This is a genomic window from Polaromonas sp. Polasp52, assembly GCF_059491565.1.
The window spans coordinates 4122315-4143531 of record NZ_CP168513.1 but is presented as its reverse complement, the minus strand read 5'-3'; the positions used below and the strand labels follow the sequence as shown (position 1 = coordinate 4143531).

At 65.7% G+C, this 21217-nt stretch carries 20 protein-coding genes; 17 read left to right on the top strand and 3 right to left on the bottom strand.

Annotation, left to right across the window (positions count from 1 at the left end; translation table 11 throughout):
* Nucleotides 1-44 precede the first annotated feature (44 nt).
* From ACEN9P_RS19475 to ACEN9P_RS19455, 5 genes are read left to right on the top strand one after another with little or no spacing between them, the layout of a single operon-like run.
* Nucleotides 45-1190, top strand: a complete 1146-nt coding sequence (locus ACEN9P_RS19475; RefSeq protein ID WP_495620207.1) for a DUF2827 domain-containing protein — start codon at nucleotides 45-47, stop codon at nucleotides 1188-1190.
* A complete protein-coding gene (locus ACEN9P_RS19470) occupies nucleotides 1187-2341 on the top strand; it encodes a DUF2827 domain-containing protein (RefSeq protein ID WP_495620206.1) in 1155 nt (384 codons plus the stop codon). Before ACEN9P_RS19475 ends, ACEN9P_RS19470 begins: the two co-directional genes overlap by 4 nt.
* Nucleotides 2341-2946: a hypothetical protein gene (locus ACEN9P_RS19465; protein WP_495620205.1), complete on the top strand. Its 606-nt coding sequence runs from the start codon at nucleotides 2341-2343 to the stop codon at nucleotides 2944-2946. Before ACEN9P_RS19470 ends, ACEN9P_RS19465 begins: the two co-directional genes overlap by 1 nt.
* Nucleotides 2947-2965: 19 nt before the next feature.
* On the top strand, nucleotides 2966-4084 hold the full coding sequence (locus tag ACEN9P_RS19460) for a DUF2827 domain-containing protein (protein WP_495620204.1): 1119 nt from the start codon (nucleotides 2966-2968) through the stop codon (nucleotides 4082-4084).
* A gap of 10 nt (nucleotides 4085-4094) precedes the next feature.
* Nucleotides 4095-5234: a DUF2827 domain-containing protein gene (locus tag ACEN9P_RS19455; protein WP_495620203.1), complete on the top strand. Its 1140-nt coding sequence runs from the start codon at nucleotides 4095-4097 to the stop codon at nucleotides 5232-5234.
* On the opposite strand, the gene ACEN9P_RS19450 is transcribed toward ACEN9P_RS19455, so the two are convergent.
* On the bottom strand, nucleotides 5231-6352 hold the full coding sequence (locus tag ACEN9P_RS19450; RefSeq protein ID WP_495620202.1) for a transglutaminase-like domain-containing protein: 1122 nt from the start codon (nucleotides 6350-6352) through the stop codon (nucleotides 5231-5233). The genes ACEN9P_RS19455 and ACEN9P_RS19450 overlap by 4 nt on opposite strands.
* Nucleotides 6353-6454: 102 nt before the next feature.
* Nucleotides 6455-7000: a TlpA family protein disulfide reductase gene (locus tag ACEN9P_RS19445; RefSeq protein ID WP_495620201.1), complete on the bottom strand. Its 546-nt coding sequence runs from the start codon at nucleotides 6998-7000 to the stop codon at nucleotides 6455-6457.
* 94 nt (nucleotides 7001-7094) lie between these two features.
* On the opposite strand from ACEN9P_RS19445, the gene ACEN9P_RS19440 reads away from it, so the two are divergent.
* Complete coding sequence (locus ACEN9P_RS19440; protein ID WP_477664679.1) at nucleotides 7095-7607, top strand: GNAT family N-acetyltransferase; 513 nt, start codon at nucleotides 7095-7097, stop codon at nucleotides 7605-7607.
* Nucleotides 7608-7880: 273 nt separating this feature from the next.
* Nucleotides 7881-8909, top strand: a complete 1029-nt coding sequence (gene egtD / locus ACEN9P_RS19435) for an L-histidine N(alpha)-methyltransferase (protein ID WP_495620200.1) — start codon at nucleotides 7881-7883, stop codon at nucleotides 8907-8909.
* A gap of 84 nt (nucleotides 8910-8993) precedes the next feature.
* Here egtD and alaS read toward each other — a convergent pair whose 3' ends face one another.
* Complete coding sequence (gene alaS, locus ACEN9P_RS19430; protein ID WP_495620199.1) at nucleotides 8994-11618, bottom strand: alanine--tRNA ligase; 2625 nt, start codon at nucleotides 11616-11618, stop codon at nucleotides 8994-8996.
* A gap of 369 nt (nucleotides 11619-11987) precedes the next feature.
* Between alaS and ACEN9P_RS19425 the strand changes: the two genes are divergently transcribed.
* The 10 genes from ACEN9P_RS19425 to ACEN9P_RS19380 all read left to right on the top strand — a co-directional run bounded on the left by ACEN9P_RS19425 (nucleotide 11988) and on the right by ACEN9P_RS19380 (nucleotide 21203).
* Nucleotides 11988-12902 carry a dihydrodipicolinate synthase family protein gene (locus ACEN9P_RS19425; protein WP_495620198.1) on the top strand — a complete coding sequence of 305 codons (915 nt, stop codon included), beginning with the start codon at nucleotides 11988-11990 and terminating at the stop codon, nucleotides 12900-12902.
* 38 nt (nucleotides 12903-12940) lie between these two features.
* Nucleotides 12941-14074 (top strand): branched-chain amino acid ABC transporter substrate-binding protein, encoded by a 1134-nt coding sequence (locus ACEN9P_RS19420; RefSeq protein ID WP_477664701.1) that lies wholly within the window; start codon nucleotides 12941-12943, stop codon nucleotides 14072-14074.
* Between the two features lie 192 nt (nucleotides 14075-14266).
* Nucleotides 14267-14548 carry a 2Fe-2S iron-sulfur cluster-binding protein gene (locus tag ACEN9P_RS19415; RefSeq protein ID WP_477664702.1) on the top strand — a complete coding sequence of 94 codons (282 nt, stop codon included), beginning with the start codon at nucleotides 14267-14269 and terminating at the stop codon, nucleotides 14546-14548.
* The gene (locus ACEN9P_RS19410; RefSeq protein WP_495620197.1) at nucleotides 14545-15837 is read left to right on the top strand and encodes an FAD-dependent oxidoreductase; all 1293 of its coding nucleotides are present in this window, start codon (nucleotides 14545-14547) and stop codon (nucleotides 15835-15837) included. Before ACEN9P_RS19415 ends, ACEN9P_RS19410 begins: the two co-directional genes overlap by 4 nt.
* Before the next feature lie 18 nt (nucleotides 15838-15855).
* Nucleotides 15856-16614 (top strand): ABC transporter ATP-binding protein, encoded by a 759-nt coding sequence (locus ACEN9P_RS19405; RefSeq protein ID WP_074575426.1) that lies wholly within the window; start codon nucleotides 15856-15858, stop codon nucleotides 16612-16614.
* The gene (locus ACEN9P_RS19400) at nucleotides 16607-17332 is read left to right on the top strand and encodes an ABC transporter ATP-binding protein (protein ID WP_495620196.1); all 726 of its coding nucleotides are present in this window, start codon (nucleotides 16607-16609) and stop codon (nucleotides 17330-17332) included. The genes ACEN9P_RS19405 and ACEN9P_RS19400 overlap by 8 nt, the downstream gene beginning before the upstream one ends.
* A gap of 59 nt (nucleotides 17333-17391) precedes the next feature.
* Nucleotides 17392-18594 (top strand): ABC transporter substrate-binding protein, encoded by a 1203-nt coding sequence (locus ACEN9P_RS19395; RefSeq protein ID WP_495620195.1) that lies wholly within the window; start codon nucleotides 17392-17394, stop codon nucleotides 18592-18594.
* Nucleotides 18595-18657: 63 nt separating this feature from the next.
* Nucleotides 18658-19560, top strand: a complete 903-nt coding sequence (locus ACEN9P_RS19390) for a branched-chain amino acid ABC transporter permease (RefSeq protein WP_477664707.1) — start codon at nucleotides 18658-18660, stop codon at nucleotides 19558-19560.
* 4 nt (nucleotides 19561-19564) lie between these two features.
* Nucleotides 19565-20572 (top strand): branched-chain amino acid ABC transporter permease, encoded by a 1008-nt coding sequence (locus ACEN9P_RS19385; protein ID WP_495620194.1) that lies wholly within the window; start codon nucleotides 19565-19567, stop codon nucleotides 20570-20572.
* Nucleotides 20535-21203 (top strand): GntR family transcriptional regulator, encoded by a 669-nt coding sequence (locus tag ACEN9P_RS19380; protein ID WP_477664709.1) that lies wholly within the window; start codon nucleotides 20535-20537, stop codon nucleotides 21201-21203. The genes ACEN9P_RS19385 and ACEN9P_RS19380 overlap by 38 nt, the downstream gene beginning before the upstream one ends.
* The last annotated feature ends 14 nt before the right edge of the window (nucleotides 21204-21217 follow it).

Sequence of the window (21217 nt, the reverse complement as noted above, 5' to 3'; positions counted from 1 at the left end):
CCCCCAGGGCCTGCGGCGCTCATTGCTTTGGGAGAGACACAAGCATGCGTATCGGTATCTCGGTCCTCACACACGCCGGCCAGAACATCTGGGAAAACGGACTGGGGCAAAACGTCATCTTCCTGGCCCAGTCCTTCCAGAAGCTGCCCTTTGTGCAGTCCGTCGTGCTGCTCAACGGCGGGGACCAGAGCAGCATGCCGCCCCAGGTCAACATGGACGCACTGGGCCTGCGCATGATGTCCGCGCACGAAGCCACCGACCACATCGACCTGGCCATCGAGATGGCCGGCGCGCTGGACGTCAAATGGCTGGACTACCTGCGCGCCCAGGGCAAAAAAGTGGTCTGGTACTGCGCCGGCCAGCCCTATGTCGGCCTGATAGAGCCCAGCGTGTTCGACCGCCCGGGGTTTTTCAGCCGGGCCGACCGCTGCGACGAGATCTGGATACTGCCCAAGGACTTTTCCGCCTTCGCCCCCATGTTGCGCGCCCTGCACCGCTGCCCGGTGCATGAAGTGCCCTATATCTGGTCGCCGCAGTTCCTGGACGCGCGCGCCCGGGAACTGGAGAAAGAGGGTTATGCCTTCGGCTACAAACCGCGCGCGCCCGGCGCCGGCCTGCGCGTGGCCATCTTCGAGCCCAATGTGTCGGTGGTCAAATGCACCAACATCCCCATGCTGGTCTGCGACGAGGCCTTCCGCGCCGAGCCCGCCCAGGTGAGCTTCATGCACGTGCTCAACACCCTGCACCTCAAGGACCACCCCACGCTGCTCTACCTGGCCAACTCGCTGGATCTGGTCAAGCAGCAAAAAGCGATTTTCCAGGGCCGCCATGACTTTGCCGGCTACATGGTGCAGCATGCCGACGCCGTGGTGGCCCACCAGTGGCAAAACGACCAGAACTACAACTACCTGGACGCCCTGCACGGCAACTACCCGCTGATCCACAACTCGCCCTGGCTACGCGACGCCGGGTATGCCGACTACTACTATCCCGACTTCAACACGGCCGAAGGCGGGCGCAAGCTGCTGCTGGCCGCAAGCCAGCACGACAGCCGCCTGGAGCAGCACCGCCAGCAGGCCCGGCGGGTGATCGCCTCGGTCGATCCCTTCGCGCACGCCAACCTGCAAAGCCTGGCGCGCAGGCTGCAGGCGCTTTTCAGCAATACCGCAAGCGTGGGAGCCGCCGCATGAGCCAGGCCAAAGCGACCACACCTGACCGCCTGCGGGTCGGCGTTTCCATTTACGTGCGCAAGGGTGAGCAATCGCTGTGGGAAAACGGCATTTACCAGAACTGCCTGTTTCTGGTGATGCTGCTGCTCAAGGCGCCCAACGTGGCCGAAACCTACCTGGTCAGCGGAGGCGGCGACGGCGACGCGGCCGACGCCCAGCGCTTCATGGCCGACTCCCCGGTGCCCATCATCGACATGGCGGCCGCGGCCGACAAGCTCGACATCATGATAGAGATGAGCGCACAGCTGGGCCGGGACTGGGCCGTGGGCTTTCGCGATCGCGGCGGGAAGATCGTGACCATGCGCGTCGGCAACGATTACGTCATCGACATCGAGCGCATGATTTTCAACAAGCAGCACGGCTTGCTGATCGCCGGAACGCCCTATGACGAAATCTGGACCCTGTCCGAATACGAGCGCAGCTGCATGCACTACTTCGGCAGCGCGATGCGGGCGCCGGTGCGGCTGATGCAGCACCTCTGGAGCCCCGGCGTGATAGACCGCGCGGCCGCGACCCTGCCCAACGGCGAGACCTTCGGCTACAAGCCGGGCCGCAAGAAATGGCGGCTGGGCATCTTCGAGCCCAATATCTGCATGGTCAAGACCAGCCACCTGCCCATGCTGCTGATCGACATGGCGCACCGGGCCAACCCGCGCGTGATCGAGCTGATGCGGGTCTACAACAGCTTTCACATGAAGGACCACGTGACCTTTGTCGGCTTCGCCAACAGCCTGGACATCGTCAGGCACGGCCTGGCCGTCTTCGAAGGCCGCTTTCCGGTCTACCAATGTTTGTCGTCGCAGGTCGACGCCGTGGTCTGCCACCACTGGGAAAACGGGCAGAACTACCTGTATTACGAAGCGCTTTACGGCGGCTACCCGCTGGTCCACAACTCCAGCTTCCTTGCCGATTGCGGCTACTTCTATCCCGGCTTCGACTGCGAGGAAGGCGGCCTGGCCCTGCTGCAGGCCTTTTCCCAGCACGACGCCGACCTGGCCGGCTACCGGGAGCGCGCGCGCACCTTTTTGCGCACGCTGGCGCCCGAGAACGAAGACAACGTGCGTGCCTACAATGAGGCGCTGGTCCATTTGTACCGCGCAGCTTCATCGTGATGCCCACCTCCTTCTTCTCCTTTTTGCGCCGCGCTCTGCTGGCGGCCGCGGTTCTGGGCGCGCCGGTTTTCCAGGCGCAGGCACAGGTCACGCCGCAGCGCCCGCCCGCGGCAGCTGCCGCTCCCGCCGCCGGCGCACCGCTGGACGCGCTGACGGCCGCAGCCACCAATGTGGGCGTGAGGCGCTGCCTGCCGGCCATCACCCGCCTGTCCTCGCTGACCGTCAACGGCAGCACCGGCAACGACGTGCTGGTCGACTGGGACCGCAAGAACCCCGACGGCGGCCCCTTCTTCTCGCTCAGCGGCGTCGAGTACAAAAACGCCTCGCTGGCCTTTTCCCTGACGGCGGTGCCCGACAGCACGGGCGGCTGCTCGGTCGCGGCCGAACGCATCTCGGTCGCGCCTTTTGCCTGCCGCAGCATCGCGCAGCAGGAGCTGGGCGGCTACCAGGCCACGCAGCTGCTGGCCACCTTCACCGTCTACGTCGATGCGCGCGACCCAGGCGCCTCGGTGACCCTGATCGACTCGCCGCCCGGCTGCCTCATCATCCGCCGCCACGTCGAGTACGACTGGAAAGACCCTGCGCTGAAAGCGCCCAGGCGATGAACGGCGGGGCAAACCGGCCATGAAGGCCCTGCGCATAGGCATCACCATAGGCCTGCGCTCGCCCGATGAAAGCCTGTGGGTCAACGGCATCAAGCAGAACGCGCTGAACCTGGCCTGCGTGCTGCAGGCCTCGCCGCTGGGCCACCGCGTGCAGCTGGTCAACACCACCGACGTGCCCATCACCAGCCAGCTTCCCTGGGACCTCCAGGCCTTCCCGGTCGTCACGCTGGAGGCCGCCATGAAGGACCTCGACCTGCTGATCGAGCTGGGCGGCGGCATCAGCGAGGCGCATTCCCTGCAGCTGAAGGCGGCCGGCACGCGCCTGGTCAGCTACTGCTGCGGCAGCGAGTACGTGGTGGTGCTGGAGTCCATCCTGTTCGGCAGGCCGCTCTGGCCCAACGGCGTCTACATGAACCGCCACTACGACGAGATCTGGGTGATTCCCCAGGTGGCCAACAACTCGCTGTCCTTTATCCAGACGCTCAGGCGCTGCCCGGCCAAGGTCGTGCCCTTTGTCTGGGACCCGCGCTGGCTGGAGTCCAGTGTGGCGGCGCTGCCCCATGGCGCGCGCTACCAGCCGGGCCGCGCGGCCAAGCGCCTGGCCGTCATGGAGCCGAATATGGATGTGGTCAAGGCCTGTATCTATCCCATCCTGATCGCCGAAGCGGCCTTCCGGGCGCGGCCCGAGCTGATCGAGTTTCTCAACGTCTGCAGCGCCAAGCACCTGGCCGAGCAAAGCCGCGAGTTCCAGCTGCTGATGTTCCAGCTCGACATCGTCAATGCCGGCAAGGCCACCTTCCTGGGGCGTTATGACACGGCGAATTTCCTGGGCGAACACGCGGATGCCGTGATCTCCAACCAGTGGGACAACCCGCTCAATTATTTCTACTTCGACGTCTGCTGGCTGGGCTACCCGCTGGTGCACAACGCCGGCATGTGCAAAGCGCTGGGTTACTACTACGAAGGCAATGACGTGGACGCCGGCGCGCACCAGCTGCTGCAGGTGCTGGAGCGGCATGACGACACGGCCACCGAATATGCCGCGCGGCAGCGCGAGCTGCTGCGGGTGCACACGGCCGCCAACCCGGAACTGGTGGCCCGCTACGACGAACTGCTGGCCGGGCTTTTGACCGGCTGAGACCGCAGCCATGACCCCCACCAGCCCCGGCCTGCGCATAGGCATCACCATTGGCCTGCACCAGGAGGCCGAAACGCTGTGGAACAACGGCATCAAACAGAACGCGGTGTTCCTGGCCGAAACCCTCAAGCACTCGCGGCTGGTGGCCTCTGTACGCTTGGTCAACACCACCGCCGTGCGCATCACGGCCGCCCTGCCCTGGGACCAGCGGCGCTGGCCCACCGTCGCCTTTGAGGACGCCAAGGACTCGCTGGATGTGCTGATCGAGCTCGGCGGCCAGGTCAGCGCGGAGCAGACCGATTACCTCAAGCAGCGCGGAACACGCCTGGTGTCTTACTGCTGCGGCTTTGAATACGTGCACACCATGGAGTCCATCCTGTTTGGCAGGCCGCTGTGGGGTTATGACCTTTTTATCAACCAGCGTTATGACGACCTCTGGGTGATTCCGCAGGTGGCGCCCATCAGCCAGCATTATTTTTCGACGCTGCGGCGCAGGCCGGCCACCGTGGTGCCCTTTGTCTGGGACCCGGTGTTCATCGAGGAACGCAGCCAGGCCCTCCCCGATGCCGGCCGCTACCACCCGCGGCACGGCCCGCGACGGCTCAGCGTGATGGAGCAGAACCTGGATGTGGTCAAGTTCTGCCTCTACCCCATCCTGATCGCCGAGGAAGCCTACAGGCGCAGGCCCGAGGCCATCGCCTGGCTGCACGTCACCAATGCCTTGCGCCTGGCGCAGGAGAGCAAGGAGTTTGTCGCGCTGATGAACCAGCTCGACATCGTGCGCCAGCACAAGGCCTCCTTCCTGGGCGTGTATGAAACGCCGGCCTTTCTCAGCGAGATGAGCGACGTCGTGATCTCGCACCAGTGGGAAAACGCGCTCAACTACTTTTACCTCGAGGTCTGCTGGCAGGGCTATCCGCTGGTGCACAACGCCCACCTGTGCGCCGACCTGGGCTATTACTACGAGGGCAATGACGTCGAGGCGGGCTGCGCACGCCTGCTGGAGGTCTTCGACAGCCACGACGAGCAGGCCGCCGGCTACGCGGCGCGGCAGCGCGAGCTGATCAAGCGCTACCTGCCGGCCAATGCCGAGGTGGTGTCCCGTTACGAGGCGCTGCTGCTGCGCCTGATGGCCACGCCGCCGGGCTAGCTGGCGGCGACTTCCCTGGCCGTGATCTGGTACTTGAAATCATCCGGCGCGTAGGAGTCAAAACGCCCCGCGGCGTTTTCGCCAATGGGGTACATAAAGAAACCGAGCTTCTCGCCGGCCGACTTCGGCAGGGCCAGGTCGTGCGCCGTGTTGTAAGCCATCCAGTTGCCTTCCCAGCCGCCGAACAGCGCCTTGTTCACCGGCGCCACCACCGGGTCGGCCGTGGTCTTGATCCAGTCCGCCGTTTCCAGGCGCATCACCTTGGCCACGTCGGCCGGGTCCATGGCCACCCAGCCGTGGCCCTTGAGGTAGACCTCGGAGCGGCAATGCTGGGCGCCCTTGAGGCTGGCCGGGTTGCCCGAGAGCTCCTTGTAGCCGAAAGCCGAGGGCACCAGGCGTATGCCGTAGACGTCGCGCGCCGGCAGGCCCACCGAGCGGCACAGGCCCACAAACAGCGCGTTCAGGTCGGCGCATTTGCCGCCCAGGTTGCCGATTTCCAGCATGGTTTTGATGTCGCCTTCGCCGCAGCCGCGCACCTTGGGTTCGCGGTAGGTGTTGGCGACAATCCAGTCATAAATCTTTTGCGCTTTCTCGACGTCGGTCTTCGCGCCTTGGGTGGCGGCCAGCGCGGTCTTGCGCACGATGCCGTCGGTCGGGATCAGCGTGGTCGGGCGCGTGAAATAGCGCAGCGTGTCGGCGCTTTCGGCTGGAGCGGTTTTCTGCGACCAGTCGATGGCCCGGCCCTGGGTCTGCACGCGGCTGGTCAGTTCCACAAAGGGTTTGGCTTCCGTGGCCGGGAATTCGGCATACAGCATCTTCGCGCCGTCGCGGCCGTCCTGCGCCAGCAGCGTGCTGCCGTTGCTAGCGAAACTGTTGCCCAGCGAATGCTGGTAGTCACTGTTGACCGAGGGGATCGGCAGCCAGACCTTGGTCACGCCTTGCGGTTTGAGGATGTCCACGCGCGTGGTCACGTCAAAAGTGCGCCAGGCGCCGCTTTGGGGCGCGAATTGACGGCGGCTGGGGGCGGCAGCCGTCTGGGCGAAATTGAGGGATGGCAAGGCGGCGGCCATGGCGGCGGCTGCGCCGCTTTTCAGAAAGGCTCGGCGTACGGTGGTCATAAAGGATCTCCGGGTGGGGTGAGGGTGACGTGCACCGCGGCAGGTAAAGATGCTGCGGGATGTCAGGCTGCGATTATCGCCGCTGCCTTGCGGCGGACATGCTCAAGGCTTGAGCAGCCCGTCAATCAGCTTCGCAGCCGCAGGCCCGGTCCAGTCGACTTCGCCCTTGACGCGCAGGCGCGGCCGGCCGGCCGTGTCCATCATCAGGGTTGTCGGGAAGACCTTGACGCCCCAGCCCCGCGCCGCCTTGCCATCCACGTCCAGCAACACCGGTAGCGTCACGCCCGTGGTCTTGGCAAACTGCAGGGCACGCGCGGGCGGCTCCTTGAAGTTGACGGCCAGCACCAGCAGTTTCTCGGGCCCGTAAAAATCCGCGACCTGCTGCAGCGTGGGCATCTCGGCACGGCAGGGTTCGCACCAGCTGGCCCAGAAATTCAGCAGCACGGCCCGGCCGCGCAGGTCGGCGGCTTGCCAGGTCTTGCCGGTGGTGTCGACCAGCGCGAAGGCGGACACCGGGCCGGCCCAGGGGCTGACTTCATACGCAGGGCCGGTCAAGCCCTGCGGCCTCGCCGGAAACACGGCGGCACCGGCGCTGATGGCAAGCGCCTGTTGCAGAAGATGGCGACGAGAAAAGGGCGGAATCGTCATGGGCCTGGCATTGGTAGGATGGGGCTAGGGTAACCGAGCCCAGGGATGCCTGCATCCATGCGGGCGCCTTCAAAAATCAATCACGGGAAGCTTCATGAACATCGATATCCGGGAAGCGCAAGCTGGCGACGCTGCGCTGATCCACAACTTCATCGTCGAACTGGCCATTTATGAAAAAGCGGAGCATGAGGTCATTGCGAGCGCCGCGGACATTGAGCGCAGCCTGTTTGAGCCAGGCACACCCGCCCGGGCCCTGATTTGCGAGATAGACGGCCAGCCCGTGGGTTATGCGGTGTACTTCCTGAGCTACTCCACCTGGCTGGGCCGCAAGGGCATGTACCTGGAGGATTTGTACGTATCGCCCCAACACCGGGGCAGCGGCGCCGGCAAGCGGCTGCTCCGCCACCTGGCCCGGCTGGCTTTTGACAGCGGCTGCGGGCGCTTCGAATGGAGTGTGCTGGACTGGAACGAGCCGGCCATCCAGTTTTACCAGTCGCTGGGGGCCAAACCGCAGGCCGAATGGGTGCGCTATCGCATGGCCGGCGACACCCTGAGGCAGTTTGCGCAGGGGACCGAGCCCACAAGCCAGGCCCTGCCAACGCCATAAGCCGCCCGCGCGGGCATGAGGGCGCTGCTCAGCAGTGCCGGCTCTTTGTAAGAGTTCTTTTGTAAGAAATGACAACCTGGGGCGACCAAATGCCACAGGGGTTCGGCGCGCGCTGCAAAAGACAGCACGTCGTTCAATCCGCCTGGCGGCGCGAACCCTATATAGGACAGCATTTGGCCGGCGCCGCTTGCACCCAAAGCGATTCAGTCCTACAAACACTCTTTTCGAACGGCTTTTAAATCTATAACCAAATAACCGTAGCCAAGGCGAATCTTGAACCTACCACTCAACATCTCGGCCCTCTCGCTCCAGCTGCCTCCTGCGTCCCCGCAATTCATTGACCTCTACCGTCCGGACAGCGACGCGCAGGCCATGCATGCAACGGTGCAAGAACTGACGGAAGCACTGCTGGCCCCGGCGGCCGCCGTGTCGCCCAAATTCTTTTACAACGCGCTGGGCTCCAAGCTCTTCGAGGCCATCACCGGCCTGGACGAGTACTATCCCACGCGCACCGAAGCCGGCATCTTCGAGGCGGCGAGAACGCACATCGCCGCCACGCTGGCCGAGGCGGGCATCCACCAACCCTGCCTGATCGACCTGGGCGCGGGCAACTGTGCCAAGGCCATGGCCTTGATACCGCACCTGCAGCCGCGCCAGTACGTGCCGGTCGACATCTCGGTCGATTTTCTGCGCGATGCGGCGGAGCAGGTGCAAAACAACTTTCCTGCGCTCGACATCGTCGGCCTGGGCATGGATTTTTCGGCCGGGCTGGCCCTGCCGGGCGAAGTCCAGGCGCATGAGCGGGTGTTTTTCTACCCGGGCTCCAGCCTGGGCAATTTCCACCCCGGCCAGGCCTTGCAGTTCCTGGAGCACATCGCCGACCCGGAACAGGGCAAGGCGCGCGGCCTGCTGCTGGGCATAGACCTGGTCAAGGACACGGCGCGCCTGGAGGCCGCCTACGACGACGCGCTGGGCGTGACCGGCGCCTTCAACAAAAACCTGCTGCTCAATATCAACGACTTGCTGGGCTCGGACTTTGACCTGCGGCAATGGCGCCATGTGGCGCTGTTCAATGCCAGGGAGTCGCGCATCGAGATGCACCTGGAAGCCACCAGTGAGCTGACGGTGCGCTGGCCCGGCCATGAGCGCAGCTTCCAGGCCGGCGAGCGCATTCACACCGAATGCTCCTACAAGTACACGGTCCAGGGCATGACGGCCCTGCTGCGGCAGGCCGGCTTCAGGCACATCGAATACTGGACCGACCCCAACAGCTGGTTCGCGGTGTTCTGGGCTGCCGTCTAGGATTTGTCCAGGCAAGAAAAAAGGCCGGTTCCCCTCGGGGAAACCGACCTTGTTTTTTGAAACGCTTCTTGAAGCGTAAGCGCGTCAAGCGCGCTCGCCCACCCAGCCCTGTACCGACTTCAGCGCATCGCCCAGCTTGGAGGCATCGGTGCCGCCGGCCATGGCCATGTCGGCCTTGCCGCCGCCCTTGCCGCCGACTTGCTGGGCCACAAAGTTCACCAGTTCGCCGGCCTTGACCTTGCCCACGCTGTCGGCCGTCACGCCCGCGGCGATCTGCACCTTGTCGCCGTCGACCGCGGCCAGCACGATGACGGCTGTCTTGAGCTTGTCCTTGAGCTTGTCCATGGTGTCGCGCAGCGTCTTGGCGTCGGCGCCTTCGAGTTTCGCGGCCAGCACTTTCAGGCCCTTGACGTCCACCGCCTGCGTGAGCAGCTCATCGCCTTGCGAAGAAGCCAGCTTGCCCTTGAGCGCGGCGATCTCTTTTTCCAGCGTCTTGACCTGGTCCAGCACCTGGCCGATGCGGCCCTGCAGTTCCGTCGGGCTGGCCTTGAGCGAGCCGGCCGCGGCCTGCACCGTGGATTCCAGCGACTGCAAATAGGCCAGCGCGTTTTCGCCGGTGACGGCTTCCACGCGCCGCACGCCGGCGGCCACACCGCTTTCGGCGACGATCTTGAACAGGCCTATGTCGCCGGTGCGCGCCACGTGGGTGCCGCCGCAGAGTTCCTTGCTTGAGCCTATGGTCAGCACGCGCACGCGCTCGCCGTATTTCTCGCCGAACAGCATCATGGCGCCGCTCTTTTGCGCGGCTTCCATGTCCATCACGCTGGCATCGGTCGCCACGTTGGAGAGGATTTCGGCATTGACGCGGGCTTCGATCTCGCGGATCTGCGCGTCGGTCACCGGCGCGCCGTGCGCGAAGTCAAAGCGGGTGCGCTCGGCGTTCACCAGGCTGCCCTTTTGCTGCACATGCTCGCCCAGGACTTCGCGCAGGGCCTTGTGCATCAAGTGGGTGGCGCTGTGGTTGCGCACGGTGGCGGCGCGCACGGCGGTGTTGACTTGCGCCTTCACCGTATCGCCGACCTTGAGTGTGCCCTCTTCCTGCGTGCCGTGGTGGCCGAACACATCGGCGCGGATTTTCTGCGTGTCGTCCACCGCGAAGCCGGCGCCGGCCGCGGTGATGCGGCCCTGGTCGCCGACCTGGCCGCCGCTTTCGGCGTAAAAAGGCGTGGTGTCCAGCACGACCACACCGCTTTGCCCGGCATTGAGGGCCTGCACGGCCACGCCGTCGGCATAAAGCGCCACCACTTTTGCGGGCTCTTCGAGCAGCTCGTAGCCGGTAAAGGTATTGCCGCTGCCGGTGTATTCGAGCGCGCGGTCCATCTTGAACTTGCCGGCGGCGCGCGCCTGGTTCTTTTGCTTGTCCATCGCGGCCTTGAAGCCGGCCTCATCGACCTCAACGCCGCGCTCGCGGCAGACGTCAGCCGACAAGTCCAGCGGGAAGCCGTAGGTGTCGTGCAGCTTGAAGGCCACCTCGCCCGGCAGCACCTTGGCGCCGCCGGCCAGCGCCGTGTCCAGGATGGTCATGCCGATTTCCAGCGTTTCAAAGAAGCGCTCTTCCTCGGCCTTGAGCACCGCGGTAATGCGGGCTTCGTCGGTCCTGAGCTTGGGATAGGCGTCGCCCATCAGTTTGGCGAGGTCGGCCACCAGCTTGTGGAAGAAAGGCGTCTTCTTGCCCAGCTTGTAGCCATGGCGGATCGCGCGGCGAATGATGCGGCGCTGCACATAACCGCGGCCCTCGTTGGACGGGTTGACGCCGTCACTGACCAGGAAGGCGGTGGCGCGAATGTGGTCGGCGATCACGCGCAGCGACTTGTTGCCCAGGTCCTTCTCGCCGGTTTCTCGGCTGGCGGCCTTGATCAGCGCCTCGAAGATATCGATCTCGTAATTGCTGTGCACATGCTGCAGGATGGCGGCCAGGCGCTCCAGGCCCATGCCGGTGTCCACGCAGGGCGCGGGCAGCTTGGTGACGCTGCCGTCGGCCGCCATGTCGAACTGCATGAACACGTTGTTCCAGATTTCGATGAAGCGGTCGCCGTCTTCATCGGGACTGCCGGGCGGGCCGCCGGGAATGTGGTCGCCGTGGTCGTAAAAGATTTCGCTGCACGGGCCGCAGGGCCCGGTGTCGGCCATCATCCAGAAGTTGTCGGACTTGTAGCGGCCGCCCTTGTTGTCGCCGATGCGGATCACGCGCTCGGGCGGCAGGCCGATTTCCTTGGTCCAGATGTCGTAGGCCTCGTCGTCTTCTAGATACACCGTGGCCATCAGGCGCTCGGGCGGCAGCTTGTAGACCTCGGTCAGCAGCTCCCAGGCCCACTTGAGCGACTCGCGCTTGAAGTAGTCGCCAAAGCTCCAGTTGCCCAGCATCTCGAAGAAGGTGTGGTGGCGCGCGGTGTAGCCCACGTTTTCCAGGTCGTTGTGCTTGCCGCCGGCGCGCAGGCAGGCCTGGACGGACACGGCGCGCACATAAGGACGCTTGTCGGTGCCCAGGAACACATCCTTGAACTGCACCATGCCGGAGTTGGTGAACATCAGCGTCGGGTCGTTGCCCGGCACCAGCGAGCTGGAGGGCACCACGGTGTGCCCCTTGGACGCGAAGAAATCGAGGAAGGTCTTGCGGATGTCGGCGACGGTGAAGGTGGGCTGGCTCATCTTGGATTTTGTGGTCTGGCCAAGGTGGCCGGCCGCCGGCGACCTCAGGTCGTACCCACTGCGTCGAACCCACCTAAGCGCTTGATTTACTTGAACATTCGATTATAGGCGTGGACCCCTTCGGTAGCCCCGGCGCCAGGCCAAGCCCCGCGCAGGGCCGGCGCATCAAGGCGGTGCCCGGCGCACCGCCCCGGCGCCAAGGCGCCAGCCGCACCGCATGGCGGCCCCAAAACCAGGCATCCAGCCCTCCTTTACCGCCAAATCCGCTGGCACGCAAGCTGCTTAATACCCTATAAAGATAATTTAAATATCTTCTTAATATATTTACATCCAAGCCCTTTTTCATCCCCCATCCTCAGGAGCACTCCCTTGAACAACCCCCGCTGGCAAGGCATTTTTCCCGCCGTCACCACCAAATTCCACGCCGACGAAAGCATTGACGCCGAAGGCACGGCCCGGCACATCGACTTCCAGATCCGCAACGGCATCCACGGCCTGGTGACCTGCGGCTCGCTGGGCGAGGCCAGCACGCTGACGCTGGAAGAAAAGCTCCAGGTGGCCAAGATCGCGCTGGACGCCAGCAAGGGCCGCATCCCGGTGCTGGCCAATGTGTCGGAAACCAGCACCCGCGAGGCGCTGCGTTATATCGCCGGCGCCAACGAGCTCGGCGTGGACGGCTTTATGGTCATGCCCTCGGTGATCTACGTGGCCGACGCGCGCGAAGCCATGCTCAACGTGCGCACCATGGCCGAGGCCGCGCGCAAGCCGGTCATGATCTACAACAACCCGGTCGCCTACCGGGTGGACTTGAAGCCCGAGCACATGGCTGAGCTGGCCGACTGCGAATGGCTGGTCGCCATCAAAGAGAGCACCGACAACATCCGCCGCATCACCGACCTGCGCAACACGGTGGGCGAGCGCTACCAGCTCTTCCTCGGCGTGGACGACCTGGCCTATGAAGGCCTGGCGCTGGGCTGCGACGGCCTGCTGGCCGGCGTGGGCTGCGCCTTCCCGCGCGAAACCGTGGCGCTCTATGACCTGATGAAGGCCGGCCAATTCGCCGAGGCGCTCAAGCTCTACCAGTGGATGACGCCCATGCTGCACCTGGACGTCTCCACCAAGCTGGTGCAAAACCTCAAGCTCATCGACGCGCTGGTCGGCGTGGGCACCGAGCACATGCGCCGCCCGCGCCTGCCGCTGGTAGGCGCCGAGCGCGAATTCGTCGAAGCCATCGTCAAAAAAGCCCTGGCCACGCGGCCGGCGCAGTACCAGTCCGCCCCTTAATTTTTCCAACCCCCGCAACCAGCACCGAGGAGACACCCATGACACATCGCAACAGCATCGTTTCATTGATCGGCATCGCAGCCATCGCGCTGGCCTCAGCGGCACAGGCCCAGGAACAGGTCGTGGCCATCGGCCACACCGGCCCGCTTTCGGGGCCGAACGCGTTCGCCGGCAAGGACAACGAAAACGGTGTGCGCCTGGCGGTCGAAGAACTCAATGCCAAAAAAATGGTGGTGGGTGGCAAGACACTCAAGTTCGAACTGCAATCGGAGGACGACCAGTGCGACGCCAAGGCCGGCGTGGCCGCAGCCCAAAAACTCGTCGACAGCAAAGTGAAGTACATCATGGGCCCCTATTGCTCGGGCGTTGCGATTCCCGCATCACGGGTATACAGCGAAGGTGGCGCCATGATGTCGACCGTGGGCACCAACCCCAAGGTCACCCAGGGCGGCTACAAAAACCTGTTCCGGATCATTGCCAGCGACACACAGATCGGCTCCAGCATGGCGGTGTATGCCGCCAAGGTCCTGAAGGTCAGCAAGGTCGGCGTGATTGACGACCGCACGGCGTTCGGCCAGGGCGTTGCGGAAGAATTCGTCAAGGAAGCCAAAAAGCAGGGCCTCACCGTGGTCGGGCAGGAGTTCACGACCGACAAGGCCGTGGATTTCCTTGCCATCCTGACCAACCTCAAGGCGCAGAAACCGGAAGCCATCTTCTTCGGCGGCTACGCACCGCAGGCCGCGCCCATGGTGCGCCAGATGAAACAGCTGGGCCTGTCCGCCAAGCTGCTGGGCGGCGACACGCTCTGCAGCCCCGAAATGGGCAAGCTCGGCGGCGAAGCGGTTAACGACACGGTTTTTTGCGCGCAAGGCGGCTCCATGCTGGAAAAGGCCGCAGGTGGACCGGCCTTCAAGGCCAAATACAAAAAGCGCTTCAACCTCGATACGGACGCCTACGGCGCTTCCTTCTATGACCAGACGATGCTGATCGGCGAGGCCATGCGCAAGGCCGACTCCATCGACGTGGCCAAGGTCGGCGCCGAAATCTACAAGGGCAGCTACAAGGGCGTCGCCGGCACCTACACCTATGACGACAAGGGCAACATGACGCAGGCGCCCATCACGGTGTTCACGTTCAGGAATGCCCAGCCCACGGCGCTGGCGAGTTACTGAACACGGTCCGCACCACCGGGACACGGCCATGACGGGCAATGCCATGAGCGACGCAAGGTCCGACAGCCTGCCTCCTCTCAGCCGCCATCCCTGGGGTGAGGGCCTGTGGCCGGCCGCGCAGATGCGCTGTGCCACGCCCGCCCTCGATCCCACGCCGAATGCCGTCCGGCGGTTTGCCAAAACCGCACAGCCATGAAAACACCAGGCACCGTGACGATCCACGTCAACGGCCGGCCACTGTCGGTCAAGACGGGAACGTCTGTGGCCGCGGCGCTGCGCATCGCCGACGCCGCGTGCATGGGCGTGGCACGCCGCTCCGTGCACGGCGAAGCCCGCGCGCCGTTCTGCGGCATGGGCATCTGCCAGGAATGCCGCGTCGACATCGATGGCCGGCGCCGCCTGGCCTGCCAGACCCTGTGCAGCGACGGCCTGCGCGTGGACACCGGACTTCAAGCGGAAGGACAGAATCCATGAACGCTGCTGGCAAGCCCCCACCCCCTGCACCCCCGTGCGAGCTGCTGATCGTCGGCGCGGGCCCGGCCGGCATGGCGGCCGCGCTGGCCGCCGCGCCCAGCGGCGCCCGCATCACGCTGCTGGACGACAACCCGGTCCTGGGCGGCCAGATCTGGCGCGATGGCCCCGGCGCCCATCTGACGCCGCAGGCGCTGCGCATGCGCGAGGCGCTGGCGCGTTGCGCCAATGTGCGCCTGCTCTGCGGCACGCGCGTGGTCAGCCTGGCTGGCAGCGGCGCGCTGCTGCTGGAAGACGCCAAACAAGGCTGGGTTCAGCCGTATGACAAATTGATCCTGTGCACGGGCGCGCGCGAGCTGCTGCTGCCTTTCCCCGGCTGGACGCTGCCCGGCGTCACGGGCGCCGGCGGTTTGCAGGCCCTGGTCAAGGCCGGCCTGCCGGTGGAGGGTGAACGCATCGTGATCGCCGGCAGCGGCCCGCTGCTGCTGGTGGCGGCCGACACGGCGCGGCGCGCCGGCGCCAAAGTGGTCCGCATCGCCGAGCAGGCCGGCCTGCCGGCCGTCGCGGGTTTTGCGGCGCAGTTGCTGCGCTGGCCCGGCAAGGCGACCCAAGCCCTGGGCCTGGCCAGCGCGCGCTACCGCACCGGCACCCGCGTGGTCTCGGCGCAAGGCGAGGGCCGCGTGCAGTCCGCGCGCCTGCTGCATGCCGGCCACGAGACCCAGATTCCCTGTGATCGCGTGGCCTGCGGTTTCGGCCTGGTGCCCAACACCGAGCTGGGCCAGTTGCTGGGCTGCGCGCTGGCGCCGGCCGGCGGCGGCGCGCAGGCCCTGGCCGTCGCCGGCCTGCAGGCGACCAGCGTGGCCGGTGTCTACGCGGCCGGCGAATGCACAGGCGTGGGCGGCAGTGAGCGCGCGCTCGCGCAGGGCCGCATCGCCGGGTTGGCCGCCATCGGGGACAGCGCCGCCGCGCAGCGCCACCACGCGGAACGCGCGCACTGGCAAGCCTTTGCCGGGCAGCTGCAGCGGCACTTCGCGCTGGCGCCCTCGCTCAAGACCCTGGCGCGGCCCGAGACCCTGGTCTGCCGCTGCGAAGACGTGACGCAGGCCGCGCTGGCCGGCTGCGGCGGCTGGACCGAGGCCAAGCTGCACACGCGCTGCGGCATGGGCGCCTGCCAGGGCCGCGTCTGCGGCGCGGCGGCGAATTTTCTGTTCGGCTGGACGCCGCCCGCGCCCAGGCCGCCGCTGTCGCCCGCGCGCATCGCCACGCTGGCAAGTCCCCACACCCCTGACTGAAAGCACCCACCCACCACCATGCCACAGGACATCATTCTCGAAACGCAGGGGCTGACCAAGGAGTTCCGCGGTTTTGTCGCCGTGCGCAACGTCGCCCTGCGCGTGCGGCGCGGCAGCATACACGCGCTGATAGGCCCCAACGGCGCCGGCAAGACCACGGTCTTCAACCTGCTGACCAAGTTCCACACGCCGACCGAAGGAAAAATCCTCTTCAACGGCACCGACATCACGCAGGAAAAACCCGCGCAGACCGCGCGCCGCGGCATCGTGCGCTCCTTCCAGATCTCGGCCGTGTTCCCGCAGCTCACGGTGCTGGAGAACGTCAAGATCGCGCTGCAGCGCAAGCTCGGCGTGGAATACCACTTCTGGCAGTCGATCGCGGCCATGCGCAAGCTCGACGCGCCGGCCATGGCCCTGCTCGAGCAGGTGGGCCTGGCGCGTTTTGCCGCGCTGCTCGCCGGCGACCTGCCCTACGGCCGCAAGCGCACGCTGGAAATCGCCACCACGCTGGCGCTGGACCCGGAACTGCTGCTGCTCGACGAGCCCACGCAGGGCATGGGCCATGAGGACGTGGACCGCATCAAACAACTGATCAAGCAGGTCTCCGCGCAGCGCACCGTGCTGATGGTGGAGCACAACATGAAGGTGGTGGCCGACATCAGCGACACCATCACCGTGCTGCAGCGCGGCGAGGTGCTGGCCGAGGGCCCTTATGCCGAGGTCTCGGCCAACCCGGCCGTGCGTGAAGCCTATATGGGAGTCGAAGAAGATGCCTGAACCCCTCCACCCCACCGGCGAGGCCATGCTCGCCATCCGCGACCTGCACGCCTGGTACGGCGAATCGCATGTGCTGCAGGGCATCAACCTGGACGTCAAGGCCGGCGAATGCATCACCCTGCTGGGCCGCAACGGCGCGGGCCGCACCTCCACGCTGCGCGCCATCCTCGGGCTGGTCGGCAAGCGCACCGGCTCGATACGCGTGGCGGGCAAGGAAACCATCGGCCTGCCGCCGCACCGCATCGCCCGCCTGGGCCTCGGTTACTGCCCCGAGGAGCGCGGCATCTATGCCTCGCTGACCGCCGAGGAAAACCTCTTGCTGCTGCCCAAGGTCGGCGAAGGCGGTATGTCGCTGGAGCAGATCTACGCCATGTTTCCAAACCTCAAAGAGCGCGCCAACAGCCCCGGCACGCGGCTGTCGGGCGGCGAGCAGCAGATGCTCGCGATGGCGCGCATCCTGCGCACCGGCGCCCAGCTGCTGCTGCTCGACGAGATCACCGAAGGCCTGGCGCCCGTGATCGTGCAAAAGCTCGGCCAGGTGATACGCGAACTGAAGGCGCGCGGCTTCACCATCGTGCTGGTGGAGCAGAACTTCCGTTTCGCCAAACACCTGGCGGACCGCCACTACGTGATCGAGCACGGACAGGTCGTCGAAGTCATGGCGCAGCGCGAGGTCGAATCCCGGCAAAGCCGGCTGGACGAACTGCTTGGCATCTGAGTTTTTCACCCCGCCCCTCCCCTTCCCTTTGCTTTTTTCCTTAACCCATGGAGCCCTTTATGCAATTTCGCAAACTCTCCGTCTGCCTGGCGGCCTGCGCGGCCCTTTCGTCTTTCTCCGTCCACGCCCAGGTCAGCGATGACGTCGTGAAGATAGGCGTGCTCAACGACCTCTCGGGCATTTATTCCGACCTGTCCGGCCAGGGCTCGGTCACGGCGGCGCGCATGGCCATCGAGGAGATGGGCGGCAAGGTGCTGGGCAAGCCGGTCGAGCTGGTCTTCGCCGACCACCAGAACAAGCCCGACGTGGCGGCCAACCTGGCGCGCGGCTGGTTCGACCAGGGCAAGGTCGACATGGTGACGGACTTCCCCACCACCTCCACCGCGCTGGCCGTGATGGAAATCGCCCGGCAGAAAAACCGCGTGGTCATGCCCTCCTCGGGCCTGGCCACCGCCATCCTCGGCGAAAAATGCACGCCGCTGACCGCGCAGTGGACCACCAACACCTACGCGCTGGCGGCCGGCACGGCGCGCGCGCTGGTCAAGGAAGGCAAGAAGACCTGGTACTTCGTCACCGCCGACTACACTTTCGGCCATTCGCTCGAAAAAGACGCGACCGAGGTCATCAAGGCCGACGGCGGCAGCGTGGTCGGCAGCTCGCGCCACCCCTTCCCCGGCAACGATTTTTCGTCCTTCCTGCTCAAGGCCCAGGCCTCCAAGGCCGACGTCATCGCGCTGGCCAATGCCGGCAACGACACGGTCAACGCCATCAAGCAGGCCAATGAATACGGCATCACACGCAAGCAGGTGGTCGCGCCGCTGCTGACCTATATCTCCGACGTGCACAGCATAGGCCTGGACAAGGCGCAGGGCATGTATTTGAGCGAAGCCTTTTACTGGGACTACGACGAGCGCTCGCGCGCCTGGTCCCGGAAGTTCTTCGAGATACAAAAACGCATGCCTACCGCCGCCCAGGCCGGCGTCTACTCGGCCACGCTGAGCTACCTCAAGGCCGTGCAGGCCGCCGGCACCGACGAGGCCAAGGCCGTCATGGCGCAGCTGCGCAAGATGACCATCGACGACGCGGTGATCCGCAAGGGCAAGCTGCGCGAGGACGGCGCGCTGGTGCACGACATGCTGCTGCTGCAGGTCAAGACGCCGGCCGAGTCCAAGGCGCCCTGGGACTACTACAAGGTCAAGTCCGTGCTCAAGGGCGCCGACGTGTTCCCGCCCATCAACCCCGCCTGCCAGGCCGGCAAGTAATTCCATCCCGCGCGCGGCGGCATGCCAGGGGGCGGCCGCCGCGCCACCGACGAAACACACATCATGTTTGACATCCCGATGCAGTCCCTGCTGGCCCAGTTGCTGGTGGGCCTGATCAACGGCTGCTTCTACGCCATGCTGAGCATGGGCCTGGCGATCATCTTCGGCCTGCTCAACATCATCAACTTCGCGCACGGTGCGCAGTTCATGGTGGCCGCCTTCCTGGCCTGGATGGGTTTTTCGCAGCTGCCGCTGCTGCTGGGCCCGGAGTTCAAGATCAACTTCTGGGCGGCGCTGGTGCTGGCGCCCATCATCGTCGGCGGCCTGGGGGTGCTGCTTGAAAAAACCCTGCTCAAGCGGCTCTACCACCTGGACCACCTTTACGGCCTGCTGCTGACCTTCGGCGTCTCGCTGGTGCTCGAAGGCGTGTTCCGCCATTTCTACGGCATCTCGGGCGCCAGCTATGACCCGCCCGCGCTGCTGCAGGGCGGCGTCGACCTGGGTTTTATGTACCTGCCGCTGTACCGCGGCTTCGTGGTGGTGGCCTCGATACTGATCTGCGGCTGCACCTGGTTCCTGTTCGAGAAAACCCGGCTGGGTGCCCTGCTGCGCGCCGGCACCGAGAACCCCAAGCTACTGCAGGCCTTCGGCGTCAACATCCCGCTGATGATCACGCTGACCTACGGCTTCGGCGTGGGCCTGGCCGGCATCGCCGGCGTGCTGGCCACACCCATCATGCAGGTCAACCCGCTGATGGGCGCCAACCTGCTCAACATCGTGTTCGCGGTGGTGGTGATAGGCGGGCTGGGCTCCATCCTGGGCGCCGTGGTCAGCGGCCTGGCCCTGGGCCTGCTCGAGGGCCTGACCAAGGTGTTTTACCCCGAGGCCTCCACCGTGGTAGTGTTCGTCATCATGGCGGTGGTGCTGCTCACGCGCCCCGCCGGCCTGTTCGGCAAGGAGCACTGAAGCCATGAAATCCCTGCTCACCCACATCCCCATGCCCGTGCGCATCCTGCTGGCGCTGCTGCTGCCCGCGCTGCTGGTGCCGGCCTTCCCCGAAATCGCCTACCCGGTCTTTATCATGAAGGTGCTGTGCTACGCGCTGTTCGCGCTGGCCTTCAACCTGCTGATCGGTTTCACCGGGCTGGTGTCCTTCGGCCACGCGGCCTTCTTCGGCTGGGCCGGCTACACCACGGGCATCCTGATGATCCGCTTCGGCGCGGCCGGCTTTCCCGTCGAGCTGGCCATCCTGGCGGGCATGGCCGTGGCCACCGCCATAGGCTGGCTGATCGGCACGCTGGCGATACGCCGCACCGGCATCTACTTCGCCATGATCACCCTGGCACTCTCGCAGGTGGCCTACTTCCTGGCGGTGCAGATTCCCTGGACCGGCGGCGAGGACGGCATGCAGGGCATACCGCGCGGCAAGCTGCTGGGCCTGGTCGACCTCTCGGTGGACAACAACATGTACTACTTCACGCTGGCGGTGTTCGTGGCGGCCTTCCTGACCATACACCGCATCGTGCATTCGCCCTTCGGCCAGGCGCTCAAGGCGCTGCGCGACAACGCGCCGCGCGCCGTCTCGCTGGGCTACGACACCGACCGCTGCAAGCTTTACGCCTTCATGCTGTCGGCCGCGCTGGCCGGGCTGGCCGGCTCGCTCAAGGCGCTGGTGCTGCAGCTGTCGGCGCTCAACGACGTGATGCTGAGCACCTCGACCGAAGTGCTGCTGATGACGCTGCTCGGAGGGCTAGGCACCAGCTGGGGGCCCGTGGTAGGCTCCACACTGGTGGTCAGCCTGCAGAACCACCTCGCCGCCCTGGGCGGCGTGGTAACCGTGCTCATAGGCCTGACCTTCATCGTCTGTGTATCGTTCTTCCGGCGCGGCCTGGTCGGCGAATGGCAGGCCCTGCTGCAACGCCGAGATGCCCAACAACACCATGTCCCTGTCCACGACCGCACCGCCAACCGCCCCTAAACGCCGGGCCGCCGACGTCGCCTATGACGCGATCGAAGCCATGATCGCCACCTTGCAGCTGCAACCCGGCGCGCCCGTGGTCGAGGCCGACCTGGCCCAGCGCACCCAGCTGGGCCGCACCCCGGTGCGCGAGGCGCTGCTGCGCATGGTCTCCATAGGCCTGATCGTGCAGCAGCCCCGGCGCGGCCTGCTGGTCTCCAACATCGACCTGGCCGACCACCTGGACGTGATCCTCACGCGGCGCGTGCTCGAGGGCGTGATCGCCGCGTGTTCGGCGCGCCGCGCCACGGCGGCCCAGCGCAAGGCCATCGTCGGCTGCGCGGCCAAGATGGTCAAGGCCGCCGAGCGCGCCAACCTCGAGGCCTATATGGCGGCCGACCACGAGCTGGACCTGGTCAACCACGAGGCCTGCCGCAACAGCTCGGCCGTCAAGAGCGTGGTGCCGCTGATCGTGCAATGCCGCCGCTTCTGGTACGCCTACCAGCATGAGGGCGAGATCGCCGAAGGCGCGCGCTTTCACATGGAGCTGGCCCAGGGCATCGCCACGGGCGACGAGGCCGCCGCGGTGCTGGGCGCCAACAAGCTCATGGACTATCTTGAGGGCTTTGCCCGCCGCGTCATCGAGATCTGACGGCCCCCGGCCGC

What these genes read in the sequence shown, in the direction of transcription:
- ACEN9P_RS19475 (WP_495620207.1), top strand. Translation starts at nt 45, where the DNA reads ATGCGTATCGGTATCTCGGTCCTCACACACGCCGGCCAGAACATCTGG.
- ACEN9P_RS19470 (WP_495620206.1), top strand. Translation starts at nt 1,187, where the DNA reads ATGAGCCAGGCCAAAGCGACCACACCTGACCGCCTGCGGGTCGGCGTT.
- ACEN9P_RS19465 (WP_495620205.1), top strand. Translation starts at nt 2,341, where the DNA reads ATGCCCACCTCCTTCTTCTCCTTTTTGCGCCGCGCTCTGCTGGCGGCC.
- ACEN9P_RS19460 (WP_495620204.1), top strand. Translation starts at nt 2,966, where the DNA reads ATGAAGGCCCTGCGCATAGGCATCACCATAGGCCTGCGCTCGCCCGAT.
- ACEN9P_RS19455 (WP_495620203.1), top strand. Translation starts at nt 4,095, where the DNA reads ATGACCCCCACCAGCCCCGGCCTGCGCATAGGCATCACCATTGGCCTG.
- ACEN9P_RS19450 (WP_495620202.1), bottom strand. Translation starts at nt 6,352, where the DNA reads ATGACCACCGTACGCCGAGCCTTTCTGAAAAGCGGCGCAGCCGCCGCC.
- ACEN9P_RS19445 (WP_495620201.1), bottom strand. Translation starts at nt 7,000, where the DNA reads ATGACGATTCCGCCCTTTTCTCGTCGCCATCTTCTGCAACAGGCGCTT.
- ACEN9P_RS19440 (WP_477664679.1), top strand. Translation starts at nt 7,095, where the DNA reads ATGAACATCGATATCCGGGAAGCGCAAGCTGGCGACGCTGCGCTGATC.
- alaS (WP_495620199.1), bottom strand. Translation starts at nt 11,618, where the DNA reads ATGAGCCAGCCCACCTTCACCGTCGCCGACATCCGCAAGACCTTCCTC.
- ACEN9P_RS19420 (WP_477664701.1), top strand. Translation starts at nt 12,941, where the DNA reads ATGACACATCGCAACAGCATCGTTTCATTGATCGGCATCGCAGCCATC.
- ACEN9P_RS19415 (WP_477664702.1), top strand. Translation starts at nt 14,267, where the DNA reads ATGAAAACACCAGGCACCGTGACGATCCACGTCAACGGCCGGCCACTG.
- ACEN9P_RS19410 (WP_495620197.1), top strand. Translation starts at nt 14,545, where the DNA reads ATGAACGCTGCTGGCAAGCCCCCACCCCCTGCACCCCCGTGCGAGCTG.
- ACEN9P_RS19405 (WP_074575426.1), top strand. Translation starts at nt 15,856, where the DNA reads ATGCCACAGGACATCATTCTCGAAACGCAGGGGCTGACCAAGGAGTTC.
- ACEN9P_RS19400 (WP_495620196.1), top strand. Translation starts at nt 16,607, where the DNA reads ATGCCTGAACCCCTCCACCCCACCGGCGAGGCCATGCTCGCCATCCGC.
- ACEN9P_RS19395 (WP_495620195.1), top strand. Translation starts at nt 17,392, where the DNA reads ATGCAATTTCGCAAACTCTCCGTCTGCCTGGCGGCCTGCGCGGCCCTT.
- ACEN9P_RS19390 (WP_477664707.1), top strand. Translation starts at nt 18,658, where the DNA reads ATGTTTGACATCCCGATGCAGTCCCTGCTGGCCCAGTTGCTGGTGGGC.
- ACEN9P_RS19385 (WP_495620194.1), top strand. Translation starts at nt 19,565, where the DNA reads ATGAAATCCCTGCTCACCCACATCCCCATGCCCGTGCGCATCCTGCTG.
- ACEN9P_RS19380 (WP_477664709.1), top strand. Translation starts at nt 20,535, where the DNA reads ATGTCCCTGTCCACGACCGCACCGCCAACCGCCCCTAAACGCCGGGCC.